The sequence below is a fragment of the Streptomyces sp. W16 genome, assembly GCF_033194735.1.
Lineage (GTDB): Bacteria > Actinomycetota > Actinomycetes > Streptomycetales > Streptomycetaceae > Streptomyces.
Window position 1 is genome coordinate 1 of record NZ_JAWOAI010000243.1, and the last position, 14,509, is coordinate 14,509.

Here is a 14,509-nt window from a genome sequence, read left to right on the forward strand (position 1 = left end):
GTGCAGGCGGCGGCCGTGCGGGCGCGGCGGCGCCGCGGCCTCGATCCGGTCGACGGCCTGTGCCGCGGTCATGCCGTCCTTGGTGACCGAGGAGTCCTGCGGTGACTGTGACATGGCGGCATCATCGCACTCGCGACTCCCGCAATTCCGTTCCCCGCCGACACCATGGCGCCAGTTGGAGCACGCCGAACATCGCCTCCACGCCCAGGAACAGCCACAGGAACCGCGGGGCACCCTGCGCGAGGGCGTAGCCCTGCCAGGCGGTGAACAGCACACGGGCCACCCCGTCGAGCAGACCGTGCAGAGCCAGCGGCCGGACGAGCCGCAGCACGGCCCATACGACCACCACCGACCCCATCAGGTTCGCGTACAGGGTCTGTATCGGGTCGAGTTCGGGCAGCACGCCCAGCCCCCAGTCCCGGCCGAGCGACGACAGCGTGTCGTGCACCAGCGCGTACGTCCACGGGGTCGCGAAGCCGGCCGTCACGACGAGGTCGTACCAGGAGCTGGCCCGCACGACCCGGAGATAGGAAGTGATCTTCATGCCGCTGACGCTAAACAGTGGAGTGGGGTCCAAGGTCAAGTCATCATGTGGGCATGCGTATCGGGGAGTTGGCGACACGGGTGGGCCTGAGCCGGGACGCCCTCCGGTTCTACGAACAGGTGGGCATCCTCACCAGCGAGCGGCTGGCGAACGGGTATCGCGACTACCCGCCCGAGGCGGTCCCCTGGCTCGAATACGTCCGCACGGCACAGGCCCTCGGCTTCTCACTGGCCGAAATCGCCGACCATGGAGAGGAGTTGAGCGCCGCCCCCGATCAAGCGGAGGCCCTGTCCGCCCTGTTCGCCGACAAGATCCGGATCATCGACACCCGCATGGCCGAACTGGCCGTCCTCCGCGTGGAGTTGACGGCCCGCGTCGGCACGGACTGCCCCCTGCGCAAGCAACCGGCGTCCGTGGCGGGGGCGCGGGCGGGGAGACGGTCAGGATTCCCGGGGTGACCACCCAACCACCCGTCACCGTAAGTACGTTCGTCCAGCGCCTCAGTCCCACCCCTCGCGGTGCCCGCCTCGCCCGTCACCTCGCCCTGAACCAGCTCCACGCCTGGGGCGTCCCGCACGGCAGTGACGCCTCCGACACTGTCGCCGTGATCGTCGCCGAACTCGCCGCCAACGCCGTCACCCACGGGCGCGTACCGGGGCGGGACTTCGAACTCCGGCTCTCCCTCGTCACCGGGAGTGTCCGCGTCGAGGTCACCGACACCCGTACCGGGCCGCGTCCGCCAGGACCCGGTGCCGTACGACAGCCCGAGGTGCTCGCCGATTCCGGGCGTGGGCTCGTGTTGGTGGAGGCGATGGCCGACCGGTGGGAGGTGCTGGACCGGGAGCCGTTGGGGAAAACAGTCCGCGCGGAAGTCGACGTCCGCGCTGGTCATCCCTTTTCCAAGTAGCCCCACCGGTGCGATGATTGACCAGTGCTCATAGCCCTGAACGTGCTGCTTTTCGCCGCCGCCATCTTCTCTCTCGCCGTGGGCATCACGGCCGTCACGTCGTCCTGGGTGCTTCCCTGGCTGGCCGGCAAGGTGCTCAAGCCCCGGCTCTGGGGTGCCGGGTACACCTTGTTCGGCGTCGTCGTCCTGTATCACGCGGTGATCGCGCTGGTGGATGTCGACCCGGACGTCCAAATGGTGCTGTCGGTCGTCACCACGGCGGTGGCTCTTGCTGGTCTCGGGATGATGGTCTTCGCCCAGCGGGCCGGCCGGGGAGCGCCGCCGTCGCTCCCTGCCGGGCCAGGCGCCCCCGAGTAGCCTTTTCCTCACAGGTTGCTGACAAGAACGCTTCAGGTTCGGCATGGACTCTGATCCCCATGCATGGACACCGACCCCACACCCCCGCCTCCGAGCGCAGCCGCCGCTGGTTCATGAACAAGGCGCTGCTCGCCGGAGGTGTCGCCGCCGTGGCGACCATGACCGGATGCTCCAACGACTCGTCGGACACGGCGAGTTCGTCCTCCGCCGCACAGTCCGGCGCCCCGAGCGGTATGCCCTCGGGCGGGCCCGGAGCCGGCGGTGGTGGGGGTGGCGGCATGGGCCCCGGGGTCTCCCAGGTCAAGTACAAGGACCTCAAGGGTGTCACCGCCGACGGCAAGGTCGTCGACGACCTGTTCACGATCCACTCGACCGGCGTCTCCACGGACAAGCTGGTCAAGGCGGCGCAGGCGTTCCTGGACGGGCTCTCCGCGAAGGAGCGCAAGTCCTGCACCTTCGACATCGACGCCGACGAGTGGACGGCCTGGAGCAACGTCGACGGCTACGCCCGCAAGGGCGTCCGCATGGGCGACCTCACGGAGAAGAAGCGCAACCTCGGCTATTCACTGCTCGGCGTCGCGCTGTCCGCCGACGGTCTCACCCAGACCCGCAACATCATGAAGCTCAACCAGTTCCTCGGCGACTCCAACGGCGGCAACCAGAAGACCCTGACCGAGGGCCACTACTTCTTCACCTTCATGGGCACCCCGTCGACCACCAAGCCGTGGGGCTTCCAGTACGAGGGCCACCACGTCGCCATCAACTACTTCGTGCTCGGCGACCAGGTCGTGATGACGCCGACCTTCATGGGTTCCGAGCCGACGACGGCTACGTACAAGGGCCAGAAGATCACCCTGTTCCGGCCGGAGACGACGGCCGGTCTGGCGATGATCCGCTCCCTCACCAAGGCGCAGCTCGCCAAGGCGGTCTCCTCGCAGGGCAACGGCAACGAGGACATGAAGGCGGGCGCCGGCTCGGACAACCTCAAGCTCGCCTATGAGGGCGTGCGCGGCTCCGAACTCACCTCCGCCCAGCGGGAGAAGCTGCTGGACGTGGCCCGCGTGTACATCGGCTACATCAGCGAGGGGCACGCCGAGGTCAAGATGACCGAGGTGGAGAAGCACCTCGACGACACGTACTTCTACTGGATGGGCGAGACCAAGGACAAGTCCGCCTTCTACTACCGCATCCACAGCCCGGTCGTGCTGATCGAGTACGACGCCCAGGCCCCGCTCTTCTACCACGAGGCGTCCTCCGCCAGCCCGAGCGCCGGCGCCAGTGCGAGCGCGAGCTCCAACGCCGGCGGTCCTCCCGGCGGCGGCATGGGCATGGGTGGCGGCACCCCGTCCCAGGAGCACATCCACACCATCATCCGCACCCCCAACGGCGGCGACTACGGAGTGGACCTGCTGAAGCTGCACCTGGACAACGACCACTGACATATGCCCAATTGGGCCTTATGGGCTACATGATCACCTTCGATTCCTCATCACCCCGATCTGGCTGATATGAAACCCCTTGGCCGAAAAAGCAAGATCAGGGGTGGACGTGGGGAAACGATTCGACTCCGGGGCGCGGACCGGGGTGGTGATCGTCGGGGCGGGCCCGGCGGGGCTGGTCCTGGGGAACCTGCTCCTGGACCGGGGCATCGACTGCGTGATCCTGGAACGGCGCGGGCGCGAGGCGGTGGAAGGGCGGGCCAGGGCAGGGTTCCTGGCCGCCCACTCCGTACGCGTACTCGCCCAACACGGCCTGGATGCAGGCCTGTTGGCCAGAGGACGGACGCACCGGACCTGCCTCTTCCGCAGCGAACAGGGTGAATTCACCCTCGACTACGGCGAGTTGGGGCGCGGCGAGGTCCACACCGTCTACCCCCAGCAGGAGTTGGTACGGGACCTGCTCGCCGAGTACCTGCGGCGCGGCGGTGAGATCCGCTTCGGCGCCGAGGTCGAGGAGATCTCCGAGGGCCGGGTGCGGACACGCGACGGTTCGGAGGTCACCGGACGCTACGTCGCCGGCTGCGACGGACACCGGGGCGTCGCCCGCGCGACCCTCGCGGCACAGGGCACGGGGACGGCCCGCTGGGACCACGGCGTGAGCTGGCTGGCGGTGCTGGCCGAGGCGCCGCCCAGCCTCGCCGCCGTCGGATACGCCCTGCACGCACACGGATTCGCCGGCCACATGGCCCGTACGGCGACCGTCACCCGCTACTACCTCCAGTGTCCGCGCGGCACCGATCCCGCCGACTGGAGCGAGGACCGGATCTGGACCGAGCTGGCGACCCGGCTCCGGACCGCCGAGTTCGGCCCGCTCAAGGACGGTCCCGTCCTGGAGAAGACGGTCGTCGACCTGCGCTCCGACGTCCTCGACAGTCCCGGCGCCGGACGCCTCTGGCTGGCCGGCGACGCCGCCGGACTCATCAGCCCCTCCGCCGCCAAGGGCGCCAACCTCGCCGTACTCCAGGCCGAACGCCTCGCCCGGGCACTCGTGCCGGCCCTCACCCGCGACGACGAGAGCGACCTCGCCCGGTACGCCGCCGACTGCCTGCCCCGGGTCTGGCGGGCCCACGAGTTCTCGCACTGGATGAGCGGCCTGCTGCACGGTCCGACCACCGAGGACGCCGAGGCCCGCTACGGCCGCGCGCTCCAGTACGCCCGCCTCGACAGCCTGCGCACCTCCCGCACGCACCAGGACTTCTTCGCCGAGAACTACACCGGCATCTGACCCCGTCTCCCGTCCCCACCCACGATCACCGGGAACCCCCACATGAACCTCCCCGTCGTACAGGCGCGCCTCGCCGAGGCCGACGTACAACGCATCCGGCGAGCGGCGGCCTACGTCGAGGCCCACGACACGGACGACGTCCTCGCCCAACTGCTCCCGGACCTCACGCCTGCCGAACGGGCAGACGTCTCCCGGCACTTGGTCTTCGACCACACCGCCGTCCTCGTCTTCCCCGACTCCCTCGACGGCCTCTGCGAGGAACTGGACCGCCTCGGCTTCGAACCCGGCGCCGTCACCCCGAGCGTGGTCGTCCGCGAACGCCTCGCCCGCCGCCACGGCCCCGCCCTCGCCGAAACCCCGGTCGGCATCGTGCACGTCGCGGTCGGCACCCGCAGCGTGGAGATCTTCGCGCTCCCCGTCCCACCGGACTCCCCGCTGCAGGCCGTTGCGGCGGACGAACGCGAGGCGGAACACGAGTCGCACCACGCCTTCGCCGTCACCGCCCCCGGCCCGGTCGTCCCCGCAGGCCTACGGCTCCTCCTCCAGGAGCGGGGCGGCGCGGTCCCCGACGGCGGCGGCTACAACGGCCACGAGAACGTCACCGTCCTCTACCACCGCACCAGAACCCACCGCCGCTTCGAACTCCGCCTCCCCGGCCGCCACGCCCCCCTCCCCGACCCGACGGCCTCCCTGCTCGGCGTCATGACGGGAGCCTGGGCCACCCAAGCGGTCGCCACCATGGCCGAGTTGGGCATCGCCGACCACCTGGCCGACCACCCGGGCATCGGCGCCGACACCCTGGCCGACCTCACCGCCACCGACCCGGACGCGCTACGCCGCCTGCTCCGCTACCTGACCTCACTGGGCCTGCTCACCTCCGCCGGCGGCACCTACCACCTCACCGCCACCGGCCAACCCCTGCGCACCGGCACGGAGTTCTCCCTCCACCCGCTGGCCCAGCTCTACGGCGGCCCGTTCTACGACTCCTTCAGCGGCCTGACCCACTCCGTACGCACCGGCGAGGAAGCCTTCGCCCACCGCTACGGCCAGCACCACTTCCCGTATTTCGCCCAACACCCGGAACTCGGCGACCTGTTCCACCGCGCGATGGCGGCCAGCGCCGAGATGTTCGCCCCGGTACCGACCCTGATCGACTTCGCGGCCGTACGGCGCGTGGTCGACGTGGGCGGCGGAAACGGCGCGCTGCTGGCCCGACTCCTGCGGACCCACGCCCACTTGGAGGGCGTACTGCTGGAACGCCCGGAGGCCCTGGAGGCGGCCCGCCCCCAACTCCCCGAGCGCTGCACCTTCGTAGCGGGCGACTTCACCAGGTCCGTACCGGAGGGCGGTGACGTCTACCTCCTGTCCCGAGTCCTCCACGACTGGGACGACGACCGCTGCCTGACGATCCTCCACAGATGCGCGGACGCGATGCGCCCAGGATCCCAACTACTGCTAGTGGAACGCCTGTTGCCGACTCCGACGGCGGTGGCATGGGACATCCACATGCTGTGCAACGTCGGCGGCCAGGAACGCGACGAGGACCACTACCGCCTACTGCTGGAGAAGACCGGCTTCGAGGTAGAGGCTTGTCACGGGTTGCCGCTGGGAGCCTCGCTACTACACGCCGTAAGGGGCAACTGACCTCAGGGGCGCGGGGAACTGCGCGACCAGCCCCCACGCACCCGCACCCGGCAACGAACGCCTAACCCGCCTGCCCCATCCCCGCAGCATTGGGCCAACTCTGCGCATTGGGCCACCCGGTGGCAGGCGCCGGCGCAAGATTCTGCATCCCGTTGGGACTCGTAGCCCCCCGCACCTGCGCAGCCGTAAGCCCATTACGCGCAGGCACACCAGTCGGCGTCGGCCCCTGAGGCACAGGAGCAGGCGCGGGCGCCGGCGCACCGTACGGCTGCTGCTGAGGCTGTTGCATCACCGGCATCTGCTGCGACATCTGAGCCAACTGCTCCGGCATCTGCGCAACAGGCTGCATCGGCATCTGCGGAGCCTGCGCCGCGGCCACCATCGGCTGGTACTGCGGTTGGGGTTGGGGCTGCGGCACGAGCTGAGGCTGCGGCTGCGGCGCCGCGGCTGCCGGTACCTGCATGGGCACGGGCTGCGGCTGCATCTGCATGATCGCCGCAGGCATCTGCATGCCGGCGCCGTTCGTCGCCCCGACGAGGCGGTCCACGGCCGCCGTACCCGAGCTGTAGCTGGTCCCTGTGCTCAGCTCGGGTACGGCGGCTCCCCTCCTGGTCCCGTAGAGCACCTGTTCCAGGCCGGACACCAGGCGACGCACGTCCGTCTCGGGGCGCACAACGAGGCGCAGGAAGCGGCTGGACGAACCGATCTTGTTGCCGCACTCGCGGACCAGGATGCGGTGCTCGGTGAGCATCCGGTCCCGGACGACGGTCCCTTCGGCGCCCACGGGGAGGCGTACGAAGAGGAAGTTGCCCTGCGACGGATAGACCGTCAGGCCGGGCAGCGCGGACAGATGGCTCGCCATGTCGAGTCGGTCGCGGCGCACCTGCTGGAGGCTCTGCGCGTACTCCGCGCCGTGCTCCTTGAGGATGAACACCACGTGTTCCGCGAAGGCGTTGAGGTTCCACTTCGGGAGCATGGAGCGGATGCGGCCGGCGAGGGCCGGGTTGGCGACGAGGTAGCCGAACCGTATGCCGTGCAGACCGAAGTTCTTGCCGAGGCTGCGCAGGACGACCACGTTGGGACGGAGCATCGCCTCCTGCACGACGCTGGGTTCCACTTCCGCGTCGGCGAACTCCAGGAACGACTCGTCGATGACGATGAGGTCCAGGTCGGCCATCGCGTCCATGAACTGCACGAGCGCCTGCTTGTGGATGAAGCCGCCGTCGGGGTTGTTCGGGTTGCAGATGACGGCGACCTTGGTGTTGCGCTTGCGGATGAACTCGGCGTACTGCGCGAGGTCCAGGACGAAGCCGCTGGACTCCTGGAGCGGGAACATGTCGACCCGCTTGCCGGTCTCCATGGGCTGGTCGGTCCAGCGGCCGAAGGTGGGGACGGGGATGGCGAGGGACTCGCGGACCATCAAGTGGTCGATCCAGGTGATCAGTTCGGTGGAACCGTTGCCCATCGCGACGCAGCTCGGCGGGAGTTGGAGCAGATTGCAGAGCTCGGCCGTGATGGTGTCGGCGCTGCTCGGGTAGTACGTGATGATCTCGCGCAGCCGGGCCGCCATGTCGTCGAACATGGCGGGGGTGGGGAAGTACGGGTTGCACGGGATGCAGAAGTCCACGGGGCCGGTGCCGTCGCTCTCACGCGCCAGCGCTGCCATCGACGGGCTGTGCGCCGCCGTACTGCGGAACAGCGAGGTGACGTTGGAGTCGGCCAATGGAACCTCCGTATGAAGGCGGGCCCGGCGGGGACGACCGGGCCCGTCGTCTTGGGTGGCCCGCGCGGGGGAGCACGGGCCGCCCTTGAATACGGAGACGGGAGTGGCACTGTTCAACGGATGTGAAAATGGTGTGAGTTCGGGAACCCCGGGTCCGAACTACGCGTCAGCTGTGGGGCTTCAGGCGCTGAACGTGTGGATCGTCGACGTTTTGTACGTCTGACCAGGCCGCAGCACTGTCGACGGGAAGTTCGCGTGGTTCGGCGAGTCCGGGAAGTGCTGGGTCTCCAGGCACAGGGCGTCGCCCTGGCGGTAGGTGTGGCCGCCGGTACCTGTGAGAGTGCCGTCGAGGAAGTTGCCGGTGTAGAACTGCAGCCCCGGCTGGTCGGTGGCGATCTTCAGGGTGCGGCCGGAGTGCGGGTCGTGCAGGGTCGCGGCGTGCTCGGGCTTCGCGGTGATGCCCTTGTCGAGGGCCCAGTTGTGGTCAAAGCCCTTGGCCTGCACCTGCTGGACGTGGCCGGCCCGGATGTCGCGGCCGATCGGCTTGGTCTTGCGGAAGTCGAAGGGGGTGGCGGCGACCTTGGCCAGTTCGCCCGTGGGGATCAGCCCCGAGTCGGTCGGCGTGTAGCGGGCGGCGGGGATCGTGAGCTCGTGGTTCTCGATGGTGCCGCTGCCCTCGCCGGCGAGGTTCCAGTAGACGTGGCTGGTCAGGTTGACGACCGTGGCCTTGTCGGTGGTGGCCTCGTAGTCGATGCGCCAGTCGCCGTGCTTGTTGAGCGTGTACGTCACCTTCACCTTGAGGGTGCCCGGGTAGCCCATCTCGCCGTCGACGCTCGTGTAGTAGAGGTGCAGGCCGACGTCGGAGCCGGAGGTGAAGCCCTCCACGTCCCAGATGTGCTTGTCGAAGCCCTGGGTGCCGCCGTGCAGGCTGTTGACCCCGTCGTTGACGGAGAGCTGGTAGCTCTTGCCGTCCAGGGTGAACTGGCCCTTGGCGATGCGGTTGCCGTAGCGGCCGATCAGCGCGCCGAAGTACGGGGTCTTCGCCACGTAGTCGGCGATGTTGTCGAAGCCCAGTGACACGTTGGCGTACTTGCCGTGCCGGTCCGGGAGCTCCAGGGACTGGACGACTCCGCCCCACGACAGCACCTTGAGCCGGGTGCCGCCGTTCTCCAGCGACCAGCGGTAGACCTTGCTGCCGTCGGCGAGGGTGCCGAAGAGTTCCTTCACGGGCTTCTTGCCTCCCGAGGCGGCCTGCGCCGTACCCGTACCGAGTGCGCCGGCGGCGATACCCGCTGCCGCGGCGCCTGCAATGACCGTGCGTCTGTTCAGTTCCATGTAGCGGCTCTCCCATGTGAGTTGGAGGGGCCCCGCTGGGCCCGCGCCCCAAAGGGGCGCGGGGAACTGCGCGACCAGCCACGTACGGCCCGCAGTTTTCGTACGGCCTTCCCAGCGGAGCGTCGCGCTGAAGTTACGAACCGGACTTGCGTTTGTTCCACACGTCGAAGCCGACCGCGGCCAGCAGGGCGAGCCCCTTGATGACCTTCTGCCAGTCGGTGCCGACGCTGAGGAGGTTCATGCCGTTGTTCAGCACGCCGAGGACCAGACCGCCGATGATGGCGCCGAAGACGGTGCCGACACCGCCGCTCATGGACGCGCCACCGATGAACGAGGAGGCGATGGCCTCCAGTTCGTAGCCGTCGCCGGCCTTCGGCGAGGCCGCGTTGAGGCGGGCGGTGATCACCAGACCCGCCAGGGCCGCGAGCACGCCCATGTTCAGGAACACCTGGAAGGTGACGCGCTTGTCCTTGACGCCGGACAGCTTCGCGGCCGGCAGATTGCCGCCGATCGCGTAGATGTGGCGGCCGAAGACGGAGTTGCGCATCACATAGCCGTAACCGGCCACCAGGACGGCGAGGACGATCAGGATGATCGGCGCGCCGTTGTAGCTGGCGAGCAGCATGGTGAGCCAGAGGATCGCGGCGACGATGACGACGAGCTTGAGGAGGAACAGCTTCGTCGGCGCCACGTCCAGCGAGAACTCCTGCTGCCGGCGCCGGTCGCGGAACTCCTGCCACACCACCGCGGCGATCATCGCCAGGCCCAACAGCAGAGTGATGTTGTGGTAGTTGGTGTTCGGGCCGACCTCGGGCAGGAAGCCGTTGCCGAACTTCTGCAGACCGTTGGGGAAGGGGCCCAGCGTCTGGCCCTGGAGGAGGATCTCCGTGAGGCCGCGGAAGAGCAGCATTCCGGCGAGCGTGACGATGAACGACGGTATGCCCGCGTAGGCGATCAACAACCCCTGTACCGAGCCCGCCACCGCGCCCATCAGCAGGCACAGCACCAACGCGACCGGCCACGACACCTGGTGATTGACCATCAGGACGGCCGCGAAGGCGCCCACGAACGCGGTGAGCGAACCGACCGACAGGTCGATGTGCCCGGCGATGATGACCAGCATCATGCCGATGGCGAGGATCAGGATGTAGCTGTTCTGCAGCACCAGGTTGGAGACGTTGCGCGGCAGCAGCAGGTCCCCGCCGGTCCAGACCGCGAAGAGGATCACGATCAGACCGAGGGCGATCAGCATGCCGTACTGCCGCATGTTGCGCCGCAGGCCGTCCAGCACCAGCCACAACAGGCCGCCGCCCGCGCCCGATCCGTCCTTGCCCGGCGGTGCCGCCGCCGGGATCTTGTCGGTGACGTCCGTGCTCATCGGGTTACCTCTTTGTCCTTCGTCATCTGGCGCATCAGCACTTCCTGCGTGGCCTCGGCCCGGGGCACCTCACCGGTCAGCCGGCCCGCCGCCATCGTGTAGATGCGGTCGCACATGCCGAGCAGCTCCGGCAGTTCGGAGGAGATGAAGACCACCGCCTTGCCCTCGGCGGCGAGTTGGTCGATGACCGTGTAGATCTCGTACTTGGCGCCCACGTCGATGCCTCGGGTGGGCTCGTCCAGGATCAGCACCTCGGGACCCGCGAAGATCCACTTGCTGAGGACGACCTTCTGCTGGTTGCCGCCGGACAGCTTGCCCACCGGCTCGAACACCGTCGGCGCCTTGATGTTCATGGACTTGCGGAACCGCTCGGCGACCTGCCGCTCCTCGTGCTCGTCGACGACTCCGCGCTGGGAGACCTTGTTCAGGGCGGCCAGCGAGATGTTCCGGTTGATCGTGTCGATGAGATTGAGGCCGTAGTGCTTGCGGTCCTCGGTGACATAGGCGATGCCGTGGCCGACCGCCTCCGCGACCGACTTCGTACGGATCTCCTGCCCGTCCTTGAGGACCGTGCCGCCGGCGTAACGGCCGTAGGAGCGGCCGAAGACGCTCATCGCGAGTTCGGTGCGGCCGGCGCCCATCAGTCCGGCGATGCCGACGATCTCGCCCCTGCGCACATTTATTGACACATCGTCAACTACCTTGCGCTGCTGGTCGATCGGGTGGAACACGGTCCAGCCGCGGATCTCCAGCGCGGGTGCCGCCTCGGGCTCGCCCTCGTGCGGGGTGCGCTCGGGGAAGCGGTGGTCGAGGTCGCGGCCGACCATGCCGGAGATGATCCGCTCCTCGGTCGTCTCCGGTGCCTTCACGTCGAGGGTCTCGATGGAGCGGCCGTCACGCAGGATCGTCACCGAGTCGGCGACCCTGCGGATCTCGTTCAGCTTGTGCGAGATGATGATGCAGGTGATGCCCTGGTTCTTCAACTCCAGGATGAGATCGAGGAGTTTGCCGCTGTCCTCGTCGTTCAGGGCCGCCGTCGGCTCATCCAGGATGAGCAGCTTCACCCTCTTCGACAGCGCCTTCGCGATCTCCACCAGCTGCTGCTTGCCCACGCCGATGTCGGCGACGCGGGTCTCCGGGTGGTCGCTCAGGCCCACCCGGCGCAGCAGTTCGGTGCCGTGCCGCAGCGTCTCGTTCCAGTTGATGAGCCCGCGCGTGGCGTGCTCGTTGCCGAGGAAGATGTTCTCCGCGATGGAGAGGAACGGCACCAGCGCCAGCTCCTGGTGGATGATGACGATGCCGCGGTGCTCGCTCGCCCGGATGTCGCGGAAGTGGCACTCCTCTCCCTCGAAGAGGATGTCGCCTTGGTAACTGCCGTGCGGATGGACGCCGGAGAGCACCTTCATCAGGGTGGACTTCCCGGCGCCGTTCTCACCGCAGATGGCGTGGACCTCGCCCTGACGGACCGTCAAGGTGACGTCCGACAGCGCTTTGACACCGGGAAAGGTCTTGACGATCGAGCGCATTTCCAGGACGGGTCCCGCCATGGTCGTGCCTTCCAATCAAGTGTGGGGTCGGGTAACGGGCCGCGGAATTACTTGAGTTGCGCGGCCGTGTAGTACCCGCCCTTGACCAGCACGTCCTCGTAGTTGGTCTTGTCCACGCTCACCGGCTGCAGCAGATAGGCCGGGATGACCTTGGTGCCGTTGTCGTAGGTCTTGGTGTCGTTGGTCTCCGGCGTCTTCTTGTTGAGCACGTCGTCGATCATGGTGTCCGCGACCTTGGCGAGCTCGCGGGTGTCCTTGTAGACGGTCTGCGTCTGCTCACCGGCGATGATCGACTTCACCGAGGCCAGCTCCGCGTCCTGGCCGGTGATGACCGGCAGCGGCTTGCTCGCGGAGCCGTAGCTGTCCGACTTCAGGGCGGACAGGATGCCGATGGAGATGCCGTCGTAGGGCGACAGCACCGCGTCGACCCGGCCGCTCTTGTAGGAACCGGTGAGGATGTCCTCCATGCGGTTCTGCGCCTTGGTGCCGTCCCAGCGCAGGGTGGTGACCTTGTTCAGCGCGGTCTGCCCGGACTTGACGACCAGTACCTTCTTGTCGATGTACGGCTGGAGCACGCTCATCGCGCCGTTGAAGAAGTACTTGGTGTTGTTGTCGTCGTTCGAGCCGGCGAACAGCTCGATGTTGAACGGGCCCTTCTTGCCGTTGTTCAGACCGAGCTTCTCGATGATGTAAGTGCCCTGCAGCACGCCGACCTTGGTGTTGTCGAAGGACGCGTAGTAGTCGACGTTCTTGGTGCCGAGGATCAGGCGGTCGTAGGCGATGACCGGGATCTTCGCGTCCGCGGCCTCCTGGAGCACGTTGTTCAGGGACTTGTTGTCGATCGCCGCGATGATCAGGCCCTTGACGCCCTGGGTGATCATGTTCTCGATCTGCGAGACCTGGGTGTCCGGGTCGTCCTCGCCGTAGACCAGCTTGGTCTTGTAACCCTTCTTCTTGAGGTCGCTGACCATGTTGTTGCCGTCGGAGATCCAGCGCGCGGAGGACTTCGTCGGCATCGCGATACCGATCGTGCCGCCCTTGGCGCTGCTCTCCTTCTCCTTGCTGCCGCCCGAGCCACTCTGTCCGCATGCGGACAGGGTCAGCGCGAGGGTGGCGGCGCCGGCTATGAGGGGGAGGGCGCTTCTGCGGATGCGCATGTGAACTGGCCTCATTCTTCTCGTCGTTGAGAGTGCAGCGAGCGTGGGGGGTGGTTCAGGATGCGGGGTGGTGCGGGTTGCGCTGTGCGTGGTGCGGGTTGTGTTGCGTGGTGCGGCCCCGGTGGGGGCTGGTCGCGCAGTTCCCCGCGCCCCTGGAAACGCGGGCCCGGTTTCCAAGGGCCCCCGCACTGCCCCCGGTGCCTGTTGAGCGCCGGCCCAGATTTTTTTAGGGGCGCGGGGAACTGCGCGACCAGCCACAGCCAGACCCGCAGGCCCCATCGGTCAGTCAGTGGCACTCTCTGCGGGGAAACGGTTGAGAGTCCCCGGCAACCTCGTACCAAGGGCCGCCATATCTCCGTCCGCGCCGTGCCGAGCCAGCAGGTCCAGGGCCAGCCGCCCCCGACGGACCCGCTCCCGCGCCGTGTCCAGCGTGACGTCCCGCAGGTGGGTGCCCCACGGGTAGATACCGGGAGCCTTGGAGAGGCCGAACTTCAGGTACAGGGGGGCGCCTCGGCGGATCAGCTCCGCGACCTCGTACATCCGGATGTAGCCACCGAGGTCGTCCGGCGCCTCGATGTACATGTCCATCGGAGCCGCCGACACCCGCCGGATCTCGGTGAGATGATCCAGCGTCAGATCGCTCGGCACGTTCAGCGAGTCCGCGCCGAGCTTCTCGTACACCGCGTACGCCGCCGGGTTGACCGGACCGATCAGCGCCGACACCTTGAGCGTCGTGTCGGCCGGGATGATCCCCGCCCCGCGCGCCCGGTGCAGCGTCCACAGCACACCCTCGTCCGCGACGAGCAGGCACTTGACGCCCAACTCCGTTGCCCGGACAGCGTCTTCGATGCAGCCTGCGACCGCGTCGTGACCCCGGGCACGCAGCCCACCACCACGCGAGTCGGAGCGCACCGACCCGCCGATGTCCCAGGTCCCGCGCGGACCGGTGAACAGGCAGAGCTCGATGTCGCGTTCGGCCGTGGCCTCGACCATCTCGGTGATCTCGGCGTCGGTCAGCATCCACACACCGCTGCCCTGGCTGATCCGGTGGATCGGCACATCGAGGCGCGAGGACTCCTTGAGGATGACCGCCAGCGCCTCGGGCCCCTCGCACGAGGGGATCTCGGTGCGCCAGCGACCGCCGCCGGGGAACGTGTGCGGCGAGGCGTCGGCGGGGTCGAGGGCGGGCGCGC

13 protein-coding genes are annotated in these 14,509 nt (G+C 68.1%); 6 read left to right on the top strand and 7 right to left on the bottom strand.

The window, feature by feature from the left end:
- Positions 1 to 121: 121 nt before the first annotated feature.
- On the bottom strand, positions 122 to 544 hold the full coding sequence (locus R6V09_RS28650) for a hypothetical protein (RefSeq protein ID WP_317884335.1): 423 nt from the start codon (positions 542 to 544) through the stop codon (positions 122 to 124).
- A 53-nt stretch (positions 545 to 597) separates the two neighbouring features.
- On the opposite strand from R6V09_RS28650, the gene R6V09_RS28655 reads away from it, so the two are divergent.
- The 6 genes from R6V09_RS28655 to R6V09_RS28680 all read left to right on the top strand — a co-directional run bounded on the left by R6V09_RS28655 (position 598) and on the right by R6V09_RS28680 (position 6,176).
- A complete protein-coding gene (locus R6V09_RS28655) occupies positions 598 to 1,002 on the top strand; it encodes a MerR family transcriptional regulator (protein WP_317884336.1) in 405 nt (134 codons plus the stop codon).
- Positions 999 to 1,451, top strand: coding sequence for an ATP-binding protein (locus R6V09_RS28660; protein ID WP_442810160.1), 453 nt, complete (start codon positions 999 to 1,001; stop codon positions 1,449 to 1,451). The genes R6V09_RS28655 and R6V09_RS28660 overlap by 4 nt, the downstream gene beginning before the upstream one ends.
- Before the next feature lie 24 nt (positions 1,452 to 1,475).
- Positions 1,476 to 1,808 (top strand): hypothetical protein, encoded by a 333-nt coding sequence (locus R6V09_RS28665; protein WP_317884337.1) that lies wholly within the window; start codon positions 1,476 to 1,478, stop codon positions 1,806 to 1,808.
- Positions 1,809 to 1,867: 59 nt separating this feature from the next.
- Entirely contained in the window at positions 1,868 to 3,247 is a 1,380-nt protein-coding gene (locus tag R6V09_RS28670; RefSeq protein ID WP_317884338.1) for a DUF3500 domain-containing protein, read from the top strand.
- A gap of 109 nt (positions 3,248 to 3,356) precedes the next feature.
- Positions 3,357 to 4,532, top strand: coding sequence for a 4-hydroxybenzoate 3-monooxygenase (locus R6V09_RS28675; RefSeq protein WP_317884339.1), 1,176 nt, complete (start codon positions 3,357 to 3,359; stop codon positions 4,530 to 4,532).
- Positions 4,533 to 4,574: 42 nt separating this feature from the next.
- On the top strand, positions 4,575 to 6,176 hold the full coding sequence (locus R6V09_RS28680; protein ID WP_317884340.1) for a methyltransferase: 1,602 nt from the start codon (positions 4,575 to 4,577) through the stop codon (positions 6,174 to 6,176).
- Positions 6,177 to 6,237: 61 nt separating this feature from the next.
- Here the strand turns inward: R6V09_RS28680 and R6V09_RS28685 are convergent, their stop codons facing one another.
- The 6 genes from R6V09_RS28685 to R6V09_RS28710 form a co-directional block, all read right to left on the bottom strand.
- Positions 6,238 to 7,899, bottom strand: coding sequence for a pyridoxal phosphate-dependent aminotransferase (locus R6V09_RS28685; protein ID WP_317884341.1), 1,662 nt, complete (start codon positions 7,897 to 7,899; stop codon positions 6,238 to 6,240).
- A gap of 180 nt (positions 7,900 to 8,079) precedes the next feature.
- Complete coding sequence (locus tag R6V09_RS28690; protein WP_317884342.1) at positions 8,080 to 9,234, bottom strand: aldose epimerase family protein; 1,155 nt, start codon at positions 9,232 to 9,234, stop codon at positions 8,080 to 8,082.
- 133 nt (positions 9,235 to 9,367) lie between these two features.
- The gene (gene mmsB / locus R6V09_RS28695) at positions 9,368 to 10,612 is read right to left on the bottom strand and encodes a multiple monosaccharide ABC transporter permease (RefSeq protein WP_317884343.1); all 1,245 of its coding nucleotides are present in this window, start codon (positions 10,610 to 10,612) and stop codon (positions 9,368 to 9,370) included.
- Positions 10,609 to 12,159, bottom strand: coding sequence for a multiple monosaccharide ABC transporter ATP-binding protein (gene mmsA / locus R6V09_RS28700; protein WP_317884344.1), 1,551 nt, complete (start codon positions 12,157 to 12,159; stop codon positions 10,609 to 10,611). The genes mmsB and mmsA overlap by 4 nt, the downstream gene beginning before the upstream one ends.
- A gap of 47 nt (positions 12,160 to 12,206) precedes the next feature.
- Entirely contained in the window at positions 12,207 to 13,316 is a 1,110-nt protein-coding gene (chvE, locus tag R6V09_RS28705; RefSeq protein WP_317884345.1) for a multiple monosaccharide ABC transporter substrate-binding protein, read from the bottom strand.
- Between the two features lie 282 nt (positions 13,317 to 13,598).
- The coding region (locus tag R6V09_RS28710) for a hypothetical protein (protein WP_317884346.1) at positions 13,599 to 14,509 on the bottom strand (911 nt) is incomplete at its 5' end.

Bases quoted from the DNA above. Each gene is read 5' to 3' on its own strand.
- mmsB (WP_317884343.1), bottom strand. From the start codon at position 10,612: ATGAGCACGGACGTCACCGACAAGATCCCGGCGGCGGCACCGCCGGGC.
- R6V09_RS28680 (WP_317884340.1), top strand. From the start codon at position 4,575: ATGAACCTCCCCGTCGTACAGGCGCGCCTCGCCGAGGCCGACGTACAA.
- R6V09_RS28655 (WP_317884336.1), top strand. From the start codon at position 598: ATGCGTATCGGGGAGTTGGCGACACGGGTGGGCCTGAGCCGGGACGCC.
- R6V09_RS28670 (WP_317884338.1), top strand. From the start codon at position 1,868: ATGCATGGACACCGACCCCACACCCCCGCCTCCGAGCGCAGCCGCCGC.
- R6V09_RS28650 (WP_317884335.1), bottom strand. From the start codon at position 544: ATGAAGATCACTTCCTATCTCCGGGTCGTGCGGGCCAGCTCCTGGTAC.
- R6V09_RS28690 (WP_317884342.1), bottom strand. From the start codon at position 9,234: ATGGAACTGAACAGACGCACGGTCATTGCAGGCGCCGCGGCAGCGGGT.
- mmsA (WP_317884344.1), bottom strand. From the start codon at position 12,159: ATGGCGGGACCCGTCCTGGAAATGCGCTCGATCGTCAAGACCTTTCCC.
- chvE (WP_317884345.1), bottom strand. From the start codon at position 13,316: ATGCGCATCCGCAGAAGCGCCCTCCCCCTCATAGCCGGCGCCGCCACC.